Genomic DNA, 16906 nt, shown 5'->3' with positions numbered 1-16906 from the left:
ACATGTTACCTTATTTTATAGATTCACACTGCCATCTCGATTTTTCCAAGTTCAACAAGGATCGGGAAGAGGTCATCCACCGTGCAAAAGAAGCAGGGTCTGATGAAATGATCAACTCGGGTATTGATCTGAAAACCAACTTTTCAACCCTTGAACTGGCCAAAGCCCATGACTGCATCCACCCAACAATAGGGTTAAGCCCCATGCTAGCCACCAGTCCAGATAAAGACAGGGTACTGGAAGTTCTTTCCCAGCTTGATGAATATGCCCCGGCCGCCATAGGAATTGGAGAAGCAGGGATGGACTATTATCACTGCACCGCTGAACCTTTACGCAAAAAACAGAGGGAAGTATTTAAACAGGTCATCACGATTGCAGAGAAACATGCAAAACCGCTGGTTATCCATGGCAGGGATGCCGAGGATGAAGCACTTGAAATGGCAGGGCATCTGGACCGGGTAATCTTCCATTGTTACGGAGGATCCCTTGAGACCATGGAAAAAATAACTGATGCCGGCCACTACATATCCATACCTCCTCTGGTATGCTTCTCCAGCCATCACAAAGAGATCGCTGCCACAGTACCTGAAGAACTCATGCTGATAGAAACAGACAGCCCTTATCTTTCACCGCGCAAGGGACGCAATGAACCTGCATTCCTGGTCGATTCAATAAATACAATAGCAGAAATAAAGGACATGAAGCCTGCCGATGTGGCAAAAACCACTCGGAAAAATACCTACAATGCATTCAAAATCTAAAGGGATTCACATGAAAGTCATACAATGCAATGCCACCACCAATGATGCAAACTCCTACCTTATAAACGACAGCATCCTCATCGATACCGGATTGAATGGAGAAAGACTTGCCCGGGAAATTGAAAGCCATATAGACCTCAATAAACTGGAACTGATAATACTGACCCACTGCCACTATGACCATACAGCAGCTGTGCCCCTGCTTGTGGAACTCAGTGGAGCAAAGGTCGGTGTCCACCGTGCAGATGGCCCCATGCTTGCAGATGATATGGGAAGTGTATCAACATTCTTTGGACAAAAGGCGCCTGCTATTGAGCCGGATATTCTCTATGAAGATGGAGATATGATCAAATTAGACGAAATCGAAGGCCTACAGATAATCCACACACCCGGGCATACTCCGGGAGGCATATGTCTCTACGAACCTTTTTCCAAAAGCCTGTTCTCGGGAGACACTGTCTTTTCATCCGGCGGATTTGGACGCACGGATTTTGAAGGTGGCTCAGCCAGACAACTCACAGAATCCATAGAAAAACTGGCAGAAATCGATGTAGAAACCCTCTATCCCGGCCATGGCCCGGTGGTCAAAATTGATGCCAACCGCCAGATCCAGCTTTCAATGCGTGCATCCCGATCCATATGGTGATCCAGAACAATGAAACACGATAAAAAAACACCAAAGCCCCTCCCCATGTCAAAAAAAGAAATGCATCAGAGGGGATGGGAGACCCTTGACATAATCATAGTGACAGGCGATGCATACGTTGATCACCCTTCCTTCGGGGCTGCCCTGATAGGCCGCCTCCTTGAAGCCAGAGGGTTTAGAGTAGGGATAATAGCCCAGCCTGCCCACGATAAACCGGAAGAGTTTAAAAAACTTGGAAAACCGCAACTTTTCTTTGCCGCAACCGCCGGCAACATGGACTCAATGGTATCCAACTATACACCATCCCTCAAACCACGTAAGCGTGACATGTATTCTCCGGGAGGCGCCCATGGCATGCGACCGGACAGGGCGACCATTGTATATTCCAATCGTATACATCAGGCATACCCGGATGCCCCTATTGTGATTGCAGGCGTGGAAGCTTCCCTGCGCAGACTTGCACAATATGATTTCCAGTCAGGAAAGGTAAGGAAATCAATTCTTGCAGATGCCCCGGCAGATCTTCTGATATATGGGATGGGCGAAACCCAGACAGAAGAAATCGCACGCAGATTACAGGCAGGAGAAGATATCAAACAAATAAAGGACATTCCCGGTACCGTCTGGAAAACCCCGGTGAAGACCTGGAAAGAAGAACTTAAAGGCATGGATTATATCGAACTGGAATCCTACACCACTGTGTCAGAAGAAAAGGAAGCATTTGCCAGAAATTACAAAACCCTCTGGCAACAGCAAAACCCGGGAAACGGGAAAATGCTGGTCCAGCCCCACCCCAAAACTATCATTGTCCAGAATCCTCCGGCAAAACCTCTTGAAACCCAGAAACTGGATGAGGTTTATGAGTTACCTTACACAAGACAAAAACACCCCGCTTACAAAGAAGACATCCCTGCTATTGAGCCGGTGCGCTTCTCCCTCACTACCCACAGAGGTTGTTTTGGTGCCTGCTCTTTCTGCGCCATCGCCCACCATCAGGGCCGCATGGTTAATTCCAGGAGTATTGAATCACTCTTAAGAGAGGCAAAAAGCCTCACCAAAATGAAAGATTTCAAGGGAAATATCAATGGAGTGGGCGGGCCCACCGCAAATATGTATTCAATGGAATGTTCCCGTTGGAAAGACAAAGGGGTGTGTACCGACAAGTTTTGCCTCTACCCCGGAGTCTGCCCGTCAATGAATACTGACCACAGCAAAAACATGGAACTATTAAACCGCCTGGAACAAATACCGGGGGTAAAGAACGTTTTCATTACCTACGGTGTGCGCTACGATCTTGCCCTGACCCAACCTGAGTACCTGGAAATGATATGTAAAAAGCATGTCAGTGGAAGACTTGCAGTGGCACCGGAGCATTATTCAAAAGAGGTTACCGACAGTATGAGAAAACCCGGCAGGGATGTTTTCGAAAAGTTTGTGGAAATGTATTCAGCAATCAACAAGAAACTGGGCAAAGAGCAATACCTCCAGACATATCTCATGTCCGGCCATCCGGGTTGCGGGCTAAAAGAGATGATAGAAACTGCCGAATACATACGTGATAAAAAACTGTATAGTGAGCAGGTCCAGGATTTCACACCTACCCCCATGACGGCATCCACCTGCATGTATCATACCGGAATTGACCCCTTCACAGGGGAAAATATAGAAGTTGCCACTTCGCGAAGAGACAAGAAGATCCAGCGCACAATCCTTCATTACAGGGATAAACGAAATCGCAAATATATCCTTGAAGCTTTAAAAAAGGCAGACCGGATGGATCTTGTGGGTAACAGCTGGAAATGTCTGATATCCGGTAAAAACGGCATGTGGGAATCCAAAAAGAAATGAACTTTTTTCAAAATGGATTTTATATGGCTATATGTATATATACTCTGCAGATATAAACTCTACAGGAGATTGCTCATGCTTCAAAAGAAGCAATTAGAAATACTGATGGTAGATGACAGGCCTGAAGACATCGATATTATCGAGAGGATGCTTCAGGCAGAGTATACCATAACAAAGGCAAATTCAGGAATTGACAGCCTGGAGATTATGGAAAAAATAACTCCGGATGTGATTTTGCTGGATATCGAGCTGAATGATATCAGTGGTCATGAAATCTGCAGGATCATCAAGCAACGCCAAGATACACGTGCCATCCCACTGATAATCGTAACAGCCATAAATGACAGGGAAGAAAAAATCAGGGCCTTCAATAATGGTGCGGATGATTTTGTCCTGAAGCCGGTTGATGAGTTCATACTCAAGAGCCGTATTGAGACCCTTTTAAAAGTAAAAGGATTGCAGGAGCAGATCCGTCAGGAAAGGGACCTGGCACTCAAGTACATAGACACGGCAGGTTCCATAATGATAATCCTAGACAGGCATATGAATATCAAACTTGCAAACCAAAAAACTGCAAAGGTGCTGGGATATGAGACCTCCGTACTAATGGAAAAAAACTGGATTGACAGTTTTGTTCCTGCAGAGGAAAAAATAAAGGTCAAGAAGCAATTCAAACGACTACTCGAAGAAGAAAAGGGCATACCCGAATACCTGGAAAATCATATTATAAACCGCAAAGGAGAAAATAGGTTAATTCGCTGGCGCCAAACTGTTTTGAGGGATGAGAAAGGAGAAGTTGGAGAAATAGTGGTTGCCGGTGAAGATGTTACTGCCCAAAAAGAAACTGAAGAGCAACTTAAAAGGGCCAATGAAGAACTAAAAACTATTGATCAGGTCAAAAAAGAATTCATTGCCAATACCAGTCATGAACTTCGCACTCCCATGATATCCCTCAAAGGCTTCAGCGACCTGCTCAGCAAAGAAAGGCTCGGAGAACTTGGCTCAGAACAGAAAAAAGCCATGGAGTCCATCTCTCGCAATTCAATATTTCTACACAGACTCATTGAGTCATTGTTTTATGCAGATGATACAGCCAGAGACAACATACGCTATTCCTTTAGCCCCCTGGATATAAACAAATTTTTAAAAGAAATACTACAGGATATTTCCATTCAAATCAGGGAAAAGGGAATTACTATAGATACCTGCTTTGATGACAAAATTTGTGAAATTTCTGGCAGTTATAATTACCTCAGGCGAGTATTCCTCCACCTGCTGGATAATGCCATCAGGTTTTGCCCGGCAGATTCCACAATATCCATCACAACCCTGAAAAGGGGCGAAAATATCGATATCTGTATTGAATATGTGCGTGAATTACCAGACAAAATCGAAGACAGTACATCTACTCTTGAAAACATGGACGATGCAGGTATACGCATTTGCAGGGAAATAATCGACACACACAAAGGGGAACTGAAAATAACAGAAAGCGAGAGCCTCACGCAAATTATCGTGAAACTCTCGTCAAATCAAAATTAAAAGATGGCCTTTTCAAGCAGCTCAATAAGATCTATGAGCTCACGGTCTCCTGCAGCCATCTCAAGATTGGAGCGGCACAGGGGACAGGAAGTTACGAGTATTTCGGCCTTCTCTGGAATCTCATCCAGTCTTTTGGAGGCAAGAGACTGGGAAAGGTCTGAGAAACTTCTCCTCACACCACCTCCACCACCACAGCAACGTGCATTTTCATGGTGGGTGTCCATCTCCTCAAGATTGCAGATACGCCTGATAACATTGCGCGGTGCTTCATAGATACCATGTGCCCTGCCTATATGGCAGGGGTCGTGATAGGACACGGAAATATCAAGTTTGCGGATATCAAGTTCATCGAGTTTTTGCTCTAAAAACTCAGAAACATGAAGTACATCAAACTCATCGGGATAATCCTTTTTCAGGGTAGTGTAGCAACCGGCGCATCCTGTGATTATGGTCTTTGCCCCGCTCTTTTTTATCTGCTCCAGGTTGTGCTCGATCAATTCGGAGGCACCAGTGCCTGTGCGAAGCAGAGGGGAGCCACAGCATACCTCGTCCTTCAAAACACCCACCCCGAATTTCTTGAGGATGTCAAAGGTTTTGCGTGCAACTTCCGGATACCTGTATGCAGTCATACAGCCTGCAAAATAAACATATTCACATTTATCAGGCAGTTCTTCCCTCTCCGCCGGTTCAAGCCAGTGCAGGCGTTGCCGGGATTCGCGCAGGGGGTTGCCCCATTCAACAGTATCCTTTTTGAGTTTTTCCTGAGCCTTGCTGGCTCCGGCTTTGCGCACAACAGCTGCACGTGCATCTTCAACTACATCCGGCGGTGTTGCCCCGGAAGGACACATTTGCTCACATATCCCGCAGGTTGTACAGGTATCCAGGGAAAAACGGAAACTGTCATCAATATCCGAATCATCATCGATCTGCTGGGCTATGAGCATTCGGCCTCGTGCATTGGTGGATTCCCAGCCATATTCATTGAAAACGGGACAATAAGCCCTGCAGGTTCCACAGTGCACACATTTCAGGATCGACCTGCGCTCTTCATCATTCATTTATCCACCCCCAATTTGCCGGGATTGAGGATTCCTTTGGGATCAAGGGCTTTCTTGATAAGGGACATTACCGGCAGGGATGTAGGATGCTCAAGTTCCATATAGTTCGAGCGTGCACCACCAATACCGTGTTCTGCGGAGACCGTTCCTCCTAGTTCTATTGCCTTGCGGTAGATAAGGTCAGCAGCCCTGTGGAGCTTGTCCCATTCTTCCTCACTGAGCATATCTATACTCATGCCGGTATGCAGATTGCCATCTCCTATATGGCCATATATCATAATCGGGATTTCTACTTCATCGGATATCCTGTGCACATTCTCGATCATTTCAGGTATCTTTTTTATCGGCACACCGACATCCTCACCTACATACACCCGATTGCGCAAAGGATCCAGGCGGCTTATTGCCGCACCCACGATTCGCCGGGCAGCCCAGATACGGTCACTTTCCTCTTCATCCCGTGCAGCACGTATGTCATTCGCAATCCCTTCACATACCTTTTTCACCATTTCTGAAGCCTCGGAGACCGCACCTTCCGAACCATCCACCTCAACCATGAGAATCGCACCTGCATCAGGGATATCAAGACTCGGATCATAGGATTTCAGGGCACGGATAGTGGTACTATCAAGTATTTCACAAGCTGAAGGGATTGTACCCGAGGAAAGGATACGCACAACTGCGCCCCCCGCTTTTTCCGCACTATCAAAGGAAAGGAGAATTACCAGCCTGGTGCGGGGCAGGGGATGAATCCTCAAAACCGCCTCGGTAATTATGCCCAGGGTCCCTTCAGAACCTACCATAAGGGATGTCAGGTCATAACCTGAAGCCATTTTTAGTGTTCTTGAACCGGTCCTGATGATGCTGCCGTCCGCAAGGACTACTTCAAGGTCCAGCACATAGCGTTTCGTGGTCCCGTATTTCACGGAACGCATTCCGCTACCATTGTTTGCGATAAGGCCCGCCAGGGTGCACATAGCAGTACTGCCAGGGTCGGGAGGGAAGAAAAAACCATGGGGCTTCAGTGTTTCGTTTAGTCTGGAATGCACGACCCCGGGACCGATGGTTACCTGCAGATTATCAATGTCTATATCGATAATCTCATCCATACCACTCATGTCCAGCACAATTCCACCAAGGACCGGTACTGCGCCACCTGCAAGACCACTGGCAGCACCCCGGGCCACGACTGGAATTTCGTTTTCAGAAGCAAGTTTTACTATCTTGCTCACCTGTTCTGAATTATGGGGGCGTACCACATATTCAGGACGACCCTTTACCTGGGATGCATCCGAAGAATAGCAACAAATGTCCGAGGCCGAATTACTTACGTTATTATCGCCGACTATCTCCTTCAGCCTGTTAAGAAGCATATACGTTCAACCTGTAATGTATTGATCAATATTATCTGATTGAGTAGAAAACGTTTACATCTATATAGTTCTATTCTATGCCATGACCAGATACTTTGAAGTCCACCAGCGAGACGGGGCTGCAAGAACGGGAAGCCTCTATCTTAACAGCACAATCCCTACACCAACGGTAATTGACACTTCTTCCCTCAAACCAGAGGCAGAAGGAGATATAATATATCCAGGCAACCAGTGGCATTTCAGGAATGGAAAAGCAGCAACACTAGCCACCCTGGAGTTAAGGCAGCGTGTGGGAAAAGATAAACTCATGATCATGCCCTCCTGCACATATTCACCCATGGTCGCAGGAGATGTTACCTGTGAAAAGATTGATGTGCCAGCTGATGAGGGACCCACGGGTATAGCCTATTCTGAAAGAGACCCGGAAACTATACGGGACCTCTATGTGGCAGACGGCATCGGCTGCCATGAAGGCAACCCTCGCAGGCTGCTGGCTAATCTCATGAAGGTCAGGAAGAACATTGCACCGGATTCGGCCCTGTATGCACCAAATATCGCGCTGCCGGAAAATGTTGCCATGCTGATTTACCTGGGAGTGGACATCCTGGATACAACAAGAGCGACTATCGCTGCCTTTGAAGATAAATACATGACATCAGCCGGTTTCATCCATCTGGACAGACTTGCAGAATTACCCTGCTGCTGCGCCCATTGCAGCGGCATGAATGCAAAAGAAGTAAAGGATATGGATAAAAAGCAACGTGCCCGTCTACTTGAAAAACATAACATAGCTACCCTTGAGGCAGAAGTGGCCCTTGTCAGACAAAGGATACGCAGTGCCTCCCTCAGGGAATACGTGGAAGGAAGATGTCGGCATGACCCCGCCCTTGTGGCAATGCTGCGCCTGAGTGATGCAGAATATGATTTCCTCGAAGAGAGAACAGCCCTTTTCAAATCCGCACCCCTGCTTGCAACAACCTCTGAATCCCTGACAAGGCCTGAAGTTGTACGCTTTGCCCGACGAATACAGCAGCGATATACACCCCCAGACAAGGATGTCCTGCTACTTTTACCCTGTTCAGCCCGCAAACCCTACTCTATTTCTATGACCCATTCCAGATTCCGCAAGGCACTTGGCAAAAATCTCAAACTTGTACAGGAAGTCATAATTACCTCACCCCTGGGAATAGTACCCAGGGAACTGGAAGTCACATATCCTGCAGCACATTATGACACCACGGTAACGGGCTACTGGGATGCAGAGGAACACAGATGGGTGGAGGAATGCCTGAAGGACTTCCTGCTAAAACATCCTTACAAACATATTGTAGCACATGTGGAAAATGAATATCGCAGTATATGTGAGAACGTATCCAATAAGCTCGGATTGGACATAACTTACACATCCGACGGAAATGTGACTTCCCAAAACTCCCTGCACAAACTGGAAGATACGATGAAAGAATTGTGCGACGGGCTCAGGTACAGGGGAGATTACAGGCGGGACATGCTGAAAGCCATTGCAGATTACCAGTTTGGTGCGAGATCCGGTGAAACCCTTTTACCTCCTGATTCAAAAATAAAGGCCCCTTTCCCCCGCTACCAGGCATTTCTCGATAAGGAACAACTCATAACCCTGATTCCCGAAAATGGTACAATAGCCCTGACCATCGAAGGAGCTAAAAGGATTATCAAAACCGGAGATTATGTTGTAAATATCGATGATTTTGTGCCACGGGGTTCAATACTTGCACCTGGAGTCCTCGATGCAGATGAACGGATTCGCCCCAATGATGAAGTGTTCATATGCGGAGATAAAGCATTCTGTGTTGGACGTGCTGCAATGAGCGGCCCCGAAATGATACGTTCAAGCCGGGGCATTGCCGTGGATGTAAGGCACGTCGAAAAATTGTAACAGTCCCCGGAGGGGCAACATTGTTGTTTAGAAGATTCGAAGGAAGGGATTTTGCTGAAGTACTCCAGATTGAAATTGAGGCATTCGAGGACCATGACCCCTATACCTACATGAATTTCTATGAAATGAACCCGGAAGGTTTTTTTGTTGCTGAAAGCGGGAAAACCATTACAGGCTTTGTAATGGGATACCGCAGTAGTGAACAGGAGGGAAGGATATTTTCCCTTGCCGTTAAAAAAGAATTCCAGAAAAGGGGAATAGGCCAGACATTATTACAAATAATACAGAGACATTTCCGCAACCTGAATGTAAAATATGTGCGCCTGGAAGTACGTGCCAGCAATAAAAAGGCCCGATATCTTTATAGTCGCATGGGATTTGTCGATTGCTGGTATGAACCGGGTTATTACATAGATGGGGAATGTGGAATAATTATGAAGAAATATCTATATCCCGCAGGTTTGCATGAAGATTTACTGACAGCCAATTGGCCTGCCATATCTTAAGTTCCGTTCAATTACTATGTGAAACCCCATGTCCCGATCTCTCGGCAAATTCCTGCATCCTGATAGAGGTCCTGCTTACACTGGATATCTCATCTTCTGAAATAATGGATGCCAGGTGATTGCCGAGGATAAAGATTGCATGCTTGTGTTCTGCTTTGCTTCGATGGATGTGAACCGGACTTATGGAGAGGGAGTTATAATCCTCAAAATCGTGCTCTACACCCTGATCTTCCAGATACCTTTTGATTTGGGCCATCAAAGTATGCAACTGGATCAGTTCATCTTTGTGCATTGTAATAACCTGTTTTATATCAATTTAAAGCAGCATAGACTCAGAAATAGAATCTAAATGAGTTAGATAAAACCATTCCCTACGGAAAAATATTGCCTTGTTATAGTATATATTATTTTCTATTTAATTACAACTAATAATAATTAACAATGCCCGTATATTTAAGGGGAGAATCCGGCTTAGTAAAATAATAGTCTGAAATATTTCCTAATTTGTTTTAAAAGAGTGCCTTTCCTAAAAGCATTGCCACAAGTGCAGCAAAGGGTATAAAAAGATTGTCATGGCGGGAAATAGAACATTCCGTGACCATCCCCGCCACACTACCAATAACAGCCAGTACTCCAACAAAATAAAATCCTACTATAGAAGATAGGATTATTCCTCCAGTGGTACCCTCCACCGTCTTACATGAGCCGGGCAGCCGCCATCTTCCCAGACGACCGATCAGTGGCGCCACTCCATCACCCAGAGCCAGGACTACCATGGAAGCATAACATATACCTTCATTTACAAAATAGCTCAGACCCAGAAGGACAAAAAAAGATAGAATGTAAAACAGAGGGTCGAGTGCGAAAACTTCCTTCTCTCCCTTCCTCCATAAAAGACCATATAGATACCTTTTCTTTTCAGCCGGTTTGATTGCTTCCATAATGAGAAAGACAAGTGTTGCACCTGCAAGTGCCAGTGCGGCATATTCCCTGCCATAAATATCCGCGATAAAAGGAACCGCCACTCCCGACATATGCACAATTTTGCGTAAAGGAAGCGCCTTATTGCCACACAATGAATCATTATTATAAGCTGCCATCATCTGGAATCTGGCAGGTAAATGGATATATTTTGCTATTGGAAAGCCGATATAACCATACATGATGCTACAAATTGTTATTTCAGATGAAATGTGGAAAAAATATACCATTCAAGGATGAGATTATTATATGATTATCTAGTATTATTAGCACAATTCTGGATACAAGATGCCATCTCATCCAGTGATTTGATTTGCCGGTGATAGAATGGAAGGAAAAGTTTGGAAATTCGGAGATGACGTAGATACTGACGCGGTTATCCCGGGAAGATTTCTGGTCCTAAACACCCCTGAAGAACTTGCAGCACATGCGTTCGAAGGAGTAAGACCAGATTTTGCAGAAAATGTAAAGGAAAATGACATAATCGTTGCTGGAAGCAATTTTGGCTGCGGATCATCCAGAGAACATGCACCCCTGGCATTAAAAGGGACAAAGGTTGGATGCGTTATTGCAAAATCCTTTGCAAGAATCTTTTTCAGAAACGCAATCAACATCGGTGTACCATTACTGGAATGTGCTGATACCGACAGTATAGATGAGAATGATAAACTGAAAGTGGATATTTCCACCGGTGTAATCGAGAACCTGTCCAAAGGAGAAAAGTATCAGGCAACCCCCCTACCTGATTTTGTAAGGGAGATTGTAAACGCCGGCGGACTTATAGAATACACACGAAAGATAATCGATTAATCTGATAATACCGGAGATATTAACAATGACCCAATATAAAGTGCCTGTAATTCCCGGAGATGGCATCGGCCCGGAAATTGTAGCAGAAGGAATGAAAGTTATAGATGCCGCAGGAGAAAAATTCGGATTCGATGTGGACTGGATCGATTATCCGCACGGTGCTGACCATTACCTTGAAACCGGGGAACTGATAGGCGAGGACACACTCAAAGAACTGTCCGACTATTCAACCATCTACCTGGGTTCTATAGGAGACCCCAGGATTGCCCCGGGCGTGCTCGAGAAAGGCATTCTGCTTGCTGCACGTTTTTATTTTGACCAGTACATCAACCTGCGTCCAATAAAACTTCTCGAGGGAGTATGGACTCCTATAAAGGATAAAACTCCGAAAGATATTGACTTTACAGTGGTAAGGGAAAACACCGAAGATTTCTATATCGGAATCGGTGGAAGGTCCAAGAAGGGTACCAGCAAGGAAATGCTTGAGGTCTCACGTTCCCTGTACTCCGCAAAATTTGACCTTGACATAGAAACCGACAGTGAGGAAATTGCCTATCAGATAGGAATGATCTCCAAAGAGGGTACCAGAAGGGTTATCGAGTATGCCTTTGACCTTGCAGAAAAGCGTGACAAACATGTGGCTTCAGTGGACAAGGCAAATGTGCTCTCCGATATCTATGGATTATGGAGAGAAGAATTTGAAAATGTAGCTGCCACACACCCCGATGTTGAAACAGATTTCAACTATGTTGATGCTATTACCATGTGGTTTGTCAAAAATCCCGATTGGTTTGATGTAGTTGTAACCCCCAACATGTTCGGAGATATAATCACCGATCTGGGCGCAATGATACAGGGAGGACTGGGACTTGCACCCGGCGGAAACATCAATCCCGAAGGAACCAGCATGTTCGAACCAATCCACGGTTCTGCACCCAAGTACAAGGGGCAGAACAAAGTCAACCCTATCGCCACAATATGGGCCGGCTCCATGCTTATAGACCAACTCGGAGAAAATGAAGCTGCAGCAAGTATTGTTTCTGCCATTGAACAAAATATCATGGAGAACAATGTCAAAACCTATGATATGGGAGGCAGCGCTAAAACCTCCGATGTGGGAGATGATATCGCAAGAATAATACTTGAAGAATAAGTGAAATTTCAGGGAGGTTTGCTGACGGGGTAATGTATACCTCCCTTTTTTAAGCACCTGATAAATAGGTGCAGAACGTAGGTTCACATGTGGGAAGGGTACGTATATGCATAGCACTAAATCTGTTTGTCCGGAATGCAAGGAAGTCATAGAAGCCAGTATATTTGAAAATAATGACAGAGTATTGATGGAAAAGGAATGTCCAGAACATGGCAAATTCGAAGAAGTTTACTGGTCGGATGCCAACCTGTACCGAAAGTTCCAGAAATATCGTCATGAAGGAAACGGAGTTTCAAACCCTCTGACTTCAGATGATGAGGGTTGTCCCTTGAGTTGCGGACTGTGCCCGTCCCATAAAACAACAACCCTTCTTGCAAACATCGATGTTACAAACCGTTGTAACCTCAATTGCCCCATCTGTTTTGCCAATGCAAAAACCAGGGGCTTCATTTATGAACCTACTTTCCAGCAGATAGAAAATATGCTAAAAATCCTGAGGGAAGAAAAACCAACCCCCTGTCCAGCAATACAATTCTCAGGCGGAGAACCAACTGTCAGAGATGACCTGCCCGCCATGATCCAGAAGGCAAAGGAGATGGGGTTTGTCCAGATTCAGATAGCTACAAACGGTGTCAGAATCGCAAAAGATATTGAATTTGCCCGAAAACTGAAAAATGCAGGATTGCATACAATATACCTCTCCTTTGATGGGGTCAAAGAAGAAACTTACCAAAAGATACGTAATTTCAATGCCCTGCCTGTAAAAGAAAAAGCAATCGGTAATTGCCGTGAAGCAGGTATTCACAGTATCGTTCTCGTGCCAACCCTGGTAAAAGGGGAAAACGACGATCAACTTGCCGATATTGTTCGGTTTGCCACCGATAAGCTGGACGTGGTGAAAGGAATCAACTTTCAGCCTGTGGCATTCACCGGCAGAATTGACAGGCAAAGCAGGGAAAAACAGAGATTTACAATTCCTGACCTGATAAAGGGACTTGCAGATCAGACCTCAGGGGAAGTGGCCGAAAATGCCTGGTACCCAATACCCTTTGTGGTACCCATCTCGCGTTTTATAGAAGGAGTACAGGGAAAATACCTCCCCGAATTTACAGTCCATCCACACTGTGGAGCCGCAACATACCTTTTTGTGGAGGAAGGCAGGATCATACCGATTACAGATTTCCTTGATGTTGAGGGATTTATCGAATTGCTTGATGATGCCACACAGGATCTCAACGGTACAAAAGCCAGGAACCTTATCAACCTTGCCAGGGTAGTCCGGGAAATCCCAAAACTGGTCGATCAGGAAAAGGCTCCCAAATCAATCAATATTACAAAAATGCTGATTAACATAATAAAGGAAGGAGAAAGGGAAGTGACCAGCCAATTCCACCGGAAATCACTTTTTGTTGGAGCAATGCATTTCCAGGATCTCTATAATTTTGACCTGGAAAGAGTTTGCCGCTGTGGGATCCATTATGCCACACCAGACGGAAGGATTATTCCTTTCTGTAGTTACAATGCATTCCACAGAGATGAGGTGGAAGGACAATTCCTGAAACCCTACAATCTAAATACAAAATGAAAACAGATTATCTCACAGGGGTTTCATTGTTCCATAATCCATAATCGTTGAAACCGGACGGGTAGTTACATCAATACCGTATTCTTCAACAACAGCCAGGGCATTTACGCCTACAGAAACAACAATCCCCGACATGCCAACATCTACAGGTGCGCCCAGCACATTACCCGATTCGTTATCCATCGCAAGCAACCCGCCTATATCAGACTCATGCAATTGCTGGAAAAGAAGACTGGCATTTTCAACAGCAGATTGTGGAATACTACGCATATTAGCCAATATGGTTCCAAAACCCGACTGAAGCAATCCTGTTACCGATGTTGATTGGCGCATCAAAAAAATCTTAATCGGATCTATAGATGTGCCCCTGTACGAAATAAGGTCTTTAAAAACCACTGGTTCATTATTTTCCACGGAAAGAATTCCTCCAAAGTTAGGTTTGACCGGAATTCCATGCCGCAGGAGAATTCCATCAAAAGTAATACTGCAAACTGTCGCAATCCCCACTTTCCCCGTTGGAACAAATATATCCTCCGAATCTTCTTCAAAAATTCCTACCCTTGGACTTATTGAGTAATCAATTGCACTTCTCATCAAGCCGGCAGTCTTTTCAAAATCATCCTTGTCCACATAGGATACATTTACAATCACATTCCCTTGCTTTTTAACGGGATCATAATCTGTGCGATAGATCAGGTCCTCAATCCTTGTGATTACAAAATCAAGCCTGTCACCGATAAGGGCCTCTTCCAGTTCTTCCTTGCCTTTTAATGTGATGGAGCGACCTGTATAGCCGTGCTTTTCAGTAAAGCCCCGCTCGTCCAGTATTCTGAGGTGATAACGTACAGCCCTTTCACCAAGATTGTAACCCCTGTTGCGTAATTCGTCGGCAATGATACGGGCACCTACAGGCCTGTCACTTTCATTGATAATACGCATGATTTCGATAAGTTTTCTTTCGATCTGGGGGTCAGTCATAGGAATCCTCCATTTTTATGGACATTATATTTAGCATATTTGCAATATGTAAATTGTGATGTTATAGACTTCCAGTTCTAATAATATATATAATCAGACCCATACCGAAAATCCCGGCAGCAAAGAAACCAAACAGACCAAATAACGGAACTCCCCACATCTGGGGTTCCATACCGGTTTGTATAACCAGGGAAGAACCAACTATAATGGCAGAAATGATAAGACTGAAAGCAAGCCGGTTGGAGGCAACACTTATTTCCGAAAGGAGACGGTCGGTTCCTTCATGTTCAAATTTAAGATTCAGGTAGCCTTTTTCGGCAACCTCGAGAATGTGTGAAAGCTGCAACGGGGCACGACTGAGAAGCCTGCTTACATACCAGAGATTCTTTGAACTGTTTTTGGCTATATTACGTGGAGAAAAGCGTTTTTTCATGAATTTACGTGCATAAGGCTCGGCGATTTCAGTTACATTGAAATCCGGGACCATTTGCATAGCAAACCCACTTACAGTCATTACTCCTTTAAAAAGCAGGGCAACATTCGGAGGAACCTTTATCTGATGCTTACGCAAAAGAGACAACATTTCAGAGGAGACTTCTGTGGCATCCACCTGATCTAACGTGCGCCCATAATACTTGAAAAGGAAATGATCATAATCTGCTTTGAAGGAACGCACATCCAGTTTTTCATCCGCTACTCCCAGATCACGCATAACCTCTATGTATTGGGTACTATCCCCGTTTGTAATGGCTATAAGGGCATCTATCAAAAGCCCACGCATATCTTCGGAAAGATGGCCCGCCATCCCGAAATCCAGCAGGGCTATTTTGTTGTCTTCCAGGGCAAATATGTTGCCCGAATGGAGATCAGCATGGAAAAAGCCATGTTCAAAAACCTGTTTCATAAAAGCTTCAGAAACATTTGTGGCAAGTTTTTCCCGATCCAGATTCTCATTTGCCAGGTTTTCAAATTTATTACATTTTACCCCTTCAATATATTCCAGGGTAAGTACGCGGTCGCTGCTGTAATCATTGTATACCCGGGGAATTATAATAACAGGATCTTTTTCAAAGTTGTTCAGGAAGTGTTCGATATTCCTTGCTTCCTGAGTATAGTCCATTTCCGAGTGAATCGACCTTGACAATTCGTCTACAACAGCTACCGGGTTGTAGAGTTTTATTTCCTCGATATGCTGCTGGGCAAACCCGGCAAGACTGTACATTATATCCAGGTCCGCCTCAATGATGCGGCGAATACCTGGCCTCTGTATCTTTACAACCACATCTTCCCCGCTATGAAGGCGTGCTTTATGGACCTGACCTATAGATGCAGCTGCAACCGGTTTTTCATCAAAATCAGAAAAGAGTTCAGGTATATCCCTGCCAAGTTCACTTTTGAGTACTGCTTTTACATCTTCAAAGGGAAAAGGGGGGACATCGTTCTGAAGTTTTGTAAATTCCTGTGCGTATTTCAGGGGTATCAGGTCTTCCCGCATGCTGAGTAACTGGCCGAATTTGACATAGGTGGGCCCCAGTTCTTCAAGTACCTTCCGTGCCCTTTCCGGACGGGTATCAATTTCCTTTTCCCTTCCAAACCGATCCTTGACACGACTGCGAACAGACCCCATTGACCAGAGGCCCATTTTATCCACAAAATAACCAAATCCGTTAGATACGAGTACATCTATGATTCGCCCGTACCGCTTAACCATTGAATATCTGTGAGAAATACCCGGTACCATGTTATCAAA

At 45.0% G+C, this 16906-nt stretch carries 15 protein-coding genes; 9 read left to right on the top strand and 6 right to left on the bottom strand.

All coding sequences use genetic code 11. The features are described 5' to 3' along the window. Positions 1–2 precede the first annotated feature (2 nt). The 4 genes from BHR79_RS03975 (at position 3) to BHR79_RS03960 (ending at position 4797) form a co-directional block, all read left to right on the top strand. Positions 3–761, top strand: a complete 759-nt coding sequence (locus BHR79_RS03975; RefSeq protein ID WP_072561169.1) for a TatD family hydrolase — start codon at positions 3–5, stop codon at positions 759–761. Positions 762–771: 10 nt separating this feature from the next. Beyond that, positions 772–1407: an MBL fold metallo-hydrolase gene (locus tag BHR79_RS03970; protein WP_072561168.1), complete on the top strand. Its 636-nt coding sequence runs from the start codon at positions 772–774 to the stop codon at positions 1405–1407. 9 nt (positions 1408–1416) lie between these two features. Next, entirely contained in the window at positions 1417–3255 is a 1839-nt protein-coding gene (locus BHR79_RS03965; RefSeq protein ID WP_072561167.1) for a YgiQ family radical SAM protein, read from the top strand. 75 nt (positions 3256–3330) lie between these two features. Next, positions 3331–4797, top strand: a complete 1467-nt coding sequence (locus BHR79_RS03960) for a hybrid sensor histidine kinase/response regulator (RefSeq protein ID WP_072561166.1) — start codon at positions 3331–3333, stop codon at positions 4795–4797. On the opposite strand, the gene BHR79_RS03955 is transcribed toward BHR79_RS03960, so the two are convergent. Further along, positions 4794–5855 (bottom strand): (Fe-S)-binding protein, encoded by a 1062-nt coding sequence (locus BHR79_RS03955; protein ID WP_072561165.1) that lies wholly within the window; start codon positions 5853–5855, stop codon positions 4794–4796. The two genes, BHR79_RS03960 and BHR79_RS03955, sit on opposite strands and share 4 nt — an antisense overlap. Then, positions 5852–7228 (bottom strand): FAD-binding oxidoreductase, encoded by a 1377-nt coding sequence (locus tag BHR79_RS03950; protein WP_072561164.1) that lies wholly within the window; start codon positions 7226–7228, stop codon positions 5852–5854. Before BHR79_RS03950 ends, BHR79_RS03955 begins: the two co-directional genes overlap by 4 nt. An 82-nt stretch (positions 7229–7310) precedes the next feature. Between BHR79_RS03950 and arcS the strand changes: the two genes are divergently transcribed. Together arcS and rimI are read left to right on the top strand one after the other, a co-directional pair. Beyond that, on the top strand, positions 7311–9143 hold the full coding sequence (gene arcS / locus BHR79_RS03945) for an archaeosine synthase subunit alpha (protein ID WP_072561163.1): 1833 nt from the start codon (positions 7311–7313) through the stop codon (positions 9141–9143). Positions 9144–9163: 20 nt separating this feature from the next. After that, a complete protein-coding gene (rimI, locus tag BHR79_RS03940) occupies positions 9164–9649 on the top strand; it encodes a ribosomal protein S18-alanine N-acetyltransferase (RefSeq protein ID WP_072561162.1) in 486 nt (161 codons plus the stop codon). A 7-nt stretch (positions 9650–9656) separates the two neighbouring features. Here rimI and BHR79_RS03935 read toward each other — a convergent pair whose 3' ends face one another. Further along, entirely contained in the window at positions 9657–9941 is a 285-nt protein-coding gene (locus BHR79_RS03935; protein ID WP_072361699.1) for a UPF0058 family protein, read from the bottom strand. A gap of 217 nt (positions 9942–10158) precedes the next feature. Beyond that, positions 10159–10749 carry a diacylglycerol/polyprenol kinase family protein gene (locus BHR79_RS03930; protein ID WP_148039498.1) on the bottom strand — a complete coding sequence of 197 codons (591 nt, stop codon included), beginning with the start codon at positions 10747–10749 and terminating at the stop codon, positions 10159–10161. Between the two features lie 208 nt (positions 10750–10957). Here BHR79_RS03930 and BHR79_RS03925 point away from each other — a divergent pair, with 208 nt between their 5' ends. The 3 genes from BHR79_RS03925 (at position 10958) to tes (ending at position 14178) form a co-directional block, all read left to right on the top strand. Next, positions 10958–11440, top strand: coding sequence for a 3-isopropylmalate dehydratase small subunit (locus BHR79_RS03925; RefSeq protein ID WP_072561160.1), 483 nt, complete (start codon positions 10958–10960; stop codon positions 11438–11440). Between the two features lie 25 nt (positions 11441–11465). Then, complete coding sequence (locus tag BHR79_RS03920; RefSeq protein WP_072561159.1) at positions 11466–12593, top strand: isocitrate/isopropylmalate dehydrogenase family protein; 1128 nt, start codon at positions 11466–11468, stop codon at positions 12591–12593. A gap of 106 nt (positions 12594–12699) precedes the next feature. Next, complete coding sequence (gene tes, locus BHR79_RS03915) at positions 12700–14178, top strand: tetraether lipid synthase Tes (protein ID WP_072561158.1); 1479 nt, start codon at positions 12700–12702, stop codon at positions 14176–14178. 12 nt (positions 14179–14190) lie between these two features. Here tes and BHR79_RS03910 read toward each other — a convergent pair whose 3' ends face one another. Both BHR79_RS03910 and BHR79_RS03905 read right to left on the bottom strand, forming a co-directional pair. Further along, positions 14191–15156 carry a DUF128 domain-containing protein gene (locus BHR79_RS03910; protein WP_072561157.1) on the bottom strand — a complete coding sequence of 322 codons (966 nt, stop codon included), beginning with the start codon at positions 15154–15156 and terminating at the stop codon, positions 14191–14193. 61 nt (positions 15157–15217) lie between these two features. Then, on the bottom strand, positions 15218–16867 hold the full coding sequence (locus tag BHR79_RS03905; RefSeq protein ID WP_234970485.1) for an ABC1 kinase family protein: 1650 nt from the start codon (positions 16865–16867) through the stop codon (positions 15218–15220). Positions 16868–16906: the final 39 nt, after the last annotated feature.

The organism is Methanohalophilus halophilus (genome assembly GCF_001889405.1).
GTDB lineage: Archaea > Halobacteriota > Methanosarcinia > Methanosarcinales > Methanosarcinaceae > Methanohalophilus > Methanohalophilus halophilus.
The sequence above is the reverse complement of the archived record's forward strand: the minus strand, read 5'-3'. Positions and strand labels throughout refer to the sequence as shown.

Bases quoted from the DNA above. Each gene is read 5' to 3' on its own strand.
- BHR79_RS03925 (WP_072561160.1), top strand. From the start codon at position 10,958: ATGGAAGGAAAAGTTTGGAAATTCGGAGATGACGTAGATACTGACGCG.
- BHR79_RS03960 (WP_072561166.1), top strand. From the start codon at position 3,331: ATGCTTCAAAAGAAGCAATTAGAAATACTGATGGTAGATGACAGGCCT.
- BHR79_RS03970 (WP_072561168.1), top strand. From the start codon at position 772: ATGAAAGTCATACAATGCAATGCCACCACCAATGATGCAAACTCCTAC.
- BHR79_RS03975 (WP_072561169.1), top strand. From the start codon at position 3: ATGTTACCTTATTTTATAGATTCACACTGCCATCTCGATTTTTCCAAG.
- BHR79_RS03920 (WP_072561159.1), top strand. From the start codon at position 11,466: ATGACCCAATATAAAGTGCCTGTAATTCCCGGAGATGGCATCGGCCCG.
- BHR79_RS03930 (WP_148039498.1), bottom strand. From the start codon at position 10,749: ATGGCAGCTTATAATAATGATTCATTGTGTGGCAATAAGGCGCTTCCT.
- BHR79_RS03935 (WP_072361699.1), bottom strand. From the start codon at position 9,941: ATGCACAAAGATGAACTGATCCAGTTGCATACTTTGATGGCCCAAATC.
- tes (WP_072561158.1), top strand. From the start codon at position 12,700: ATGCATAGCACTAAATCTGTTTGTCCGGAATGCAAGGAAGTCATAGAA.
- BHR79_RS03905 (WP_234970485.1), bottom strand. From the start codon at position 16,867: ATGGTTAAGCGGTACGGGCGAATCATAGATGTACTCGTATCTAACGGA.
- BHR79_RS03950 (WP_072561164.1), bottom strand. From the start codon at position 7,228: ATGCTTCTTAACAGGCTGAAGGAGATAGTCGGCGATAATAACGTAAGT.
- arcS (WP_072561163.1), top strand. From the start codon at position 7,311: ATGACCAGATACTTTGAAGTCCACCAGCGAGACGGGGCTGCAAGAACG.
- BHR79_RS03910 (WP_072561157.1), bottom strand. From the start codon at position 15,156: ATGACTGACCCCCAGATCGAAAGAAAACTTATCGAAATCATGCGTATT.
- BHR79_RS03965 (WP_072561167.1), top strand. From the start codon at position 1,417: ATGAAACACGATAAAAAAACACCAAAGCCCCTCCCCATGTCAAAAAAA.
- BHR79_RS03955 (WP_072561165.1), bottom strand. From the start codon at position 5,855: ATGAATGATGAAGAGCGCAGGTCGATCCTGAAATGTGTGCACTGTGGA.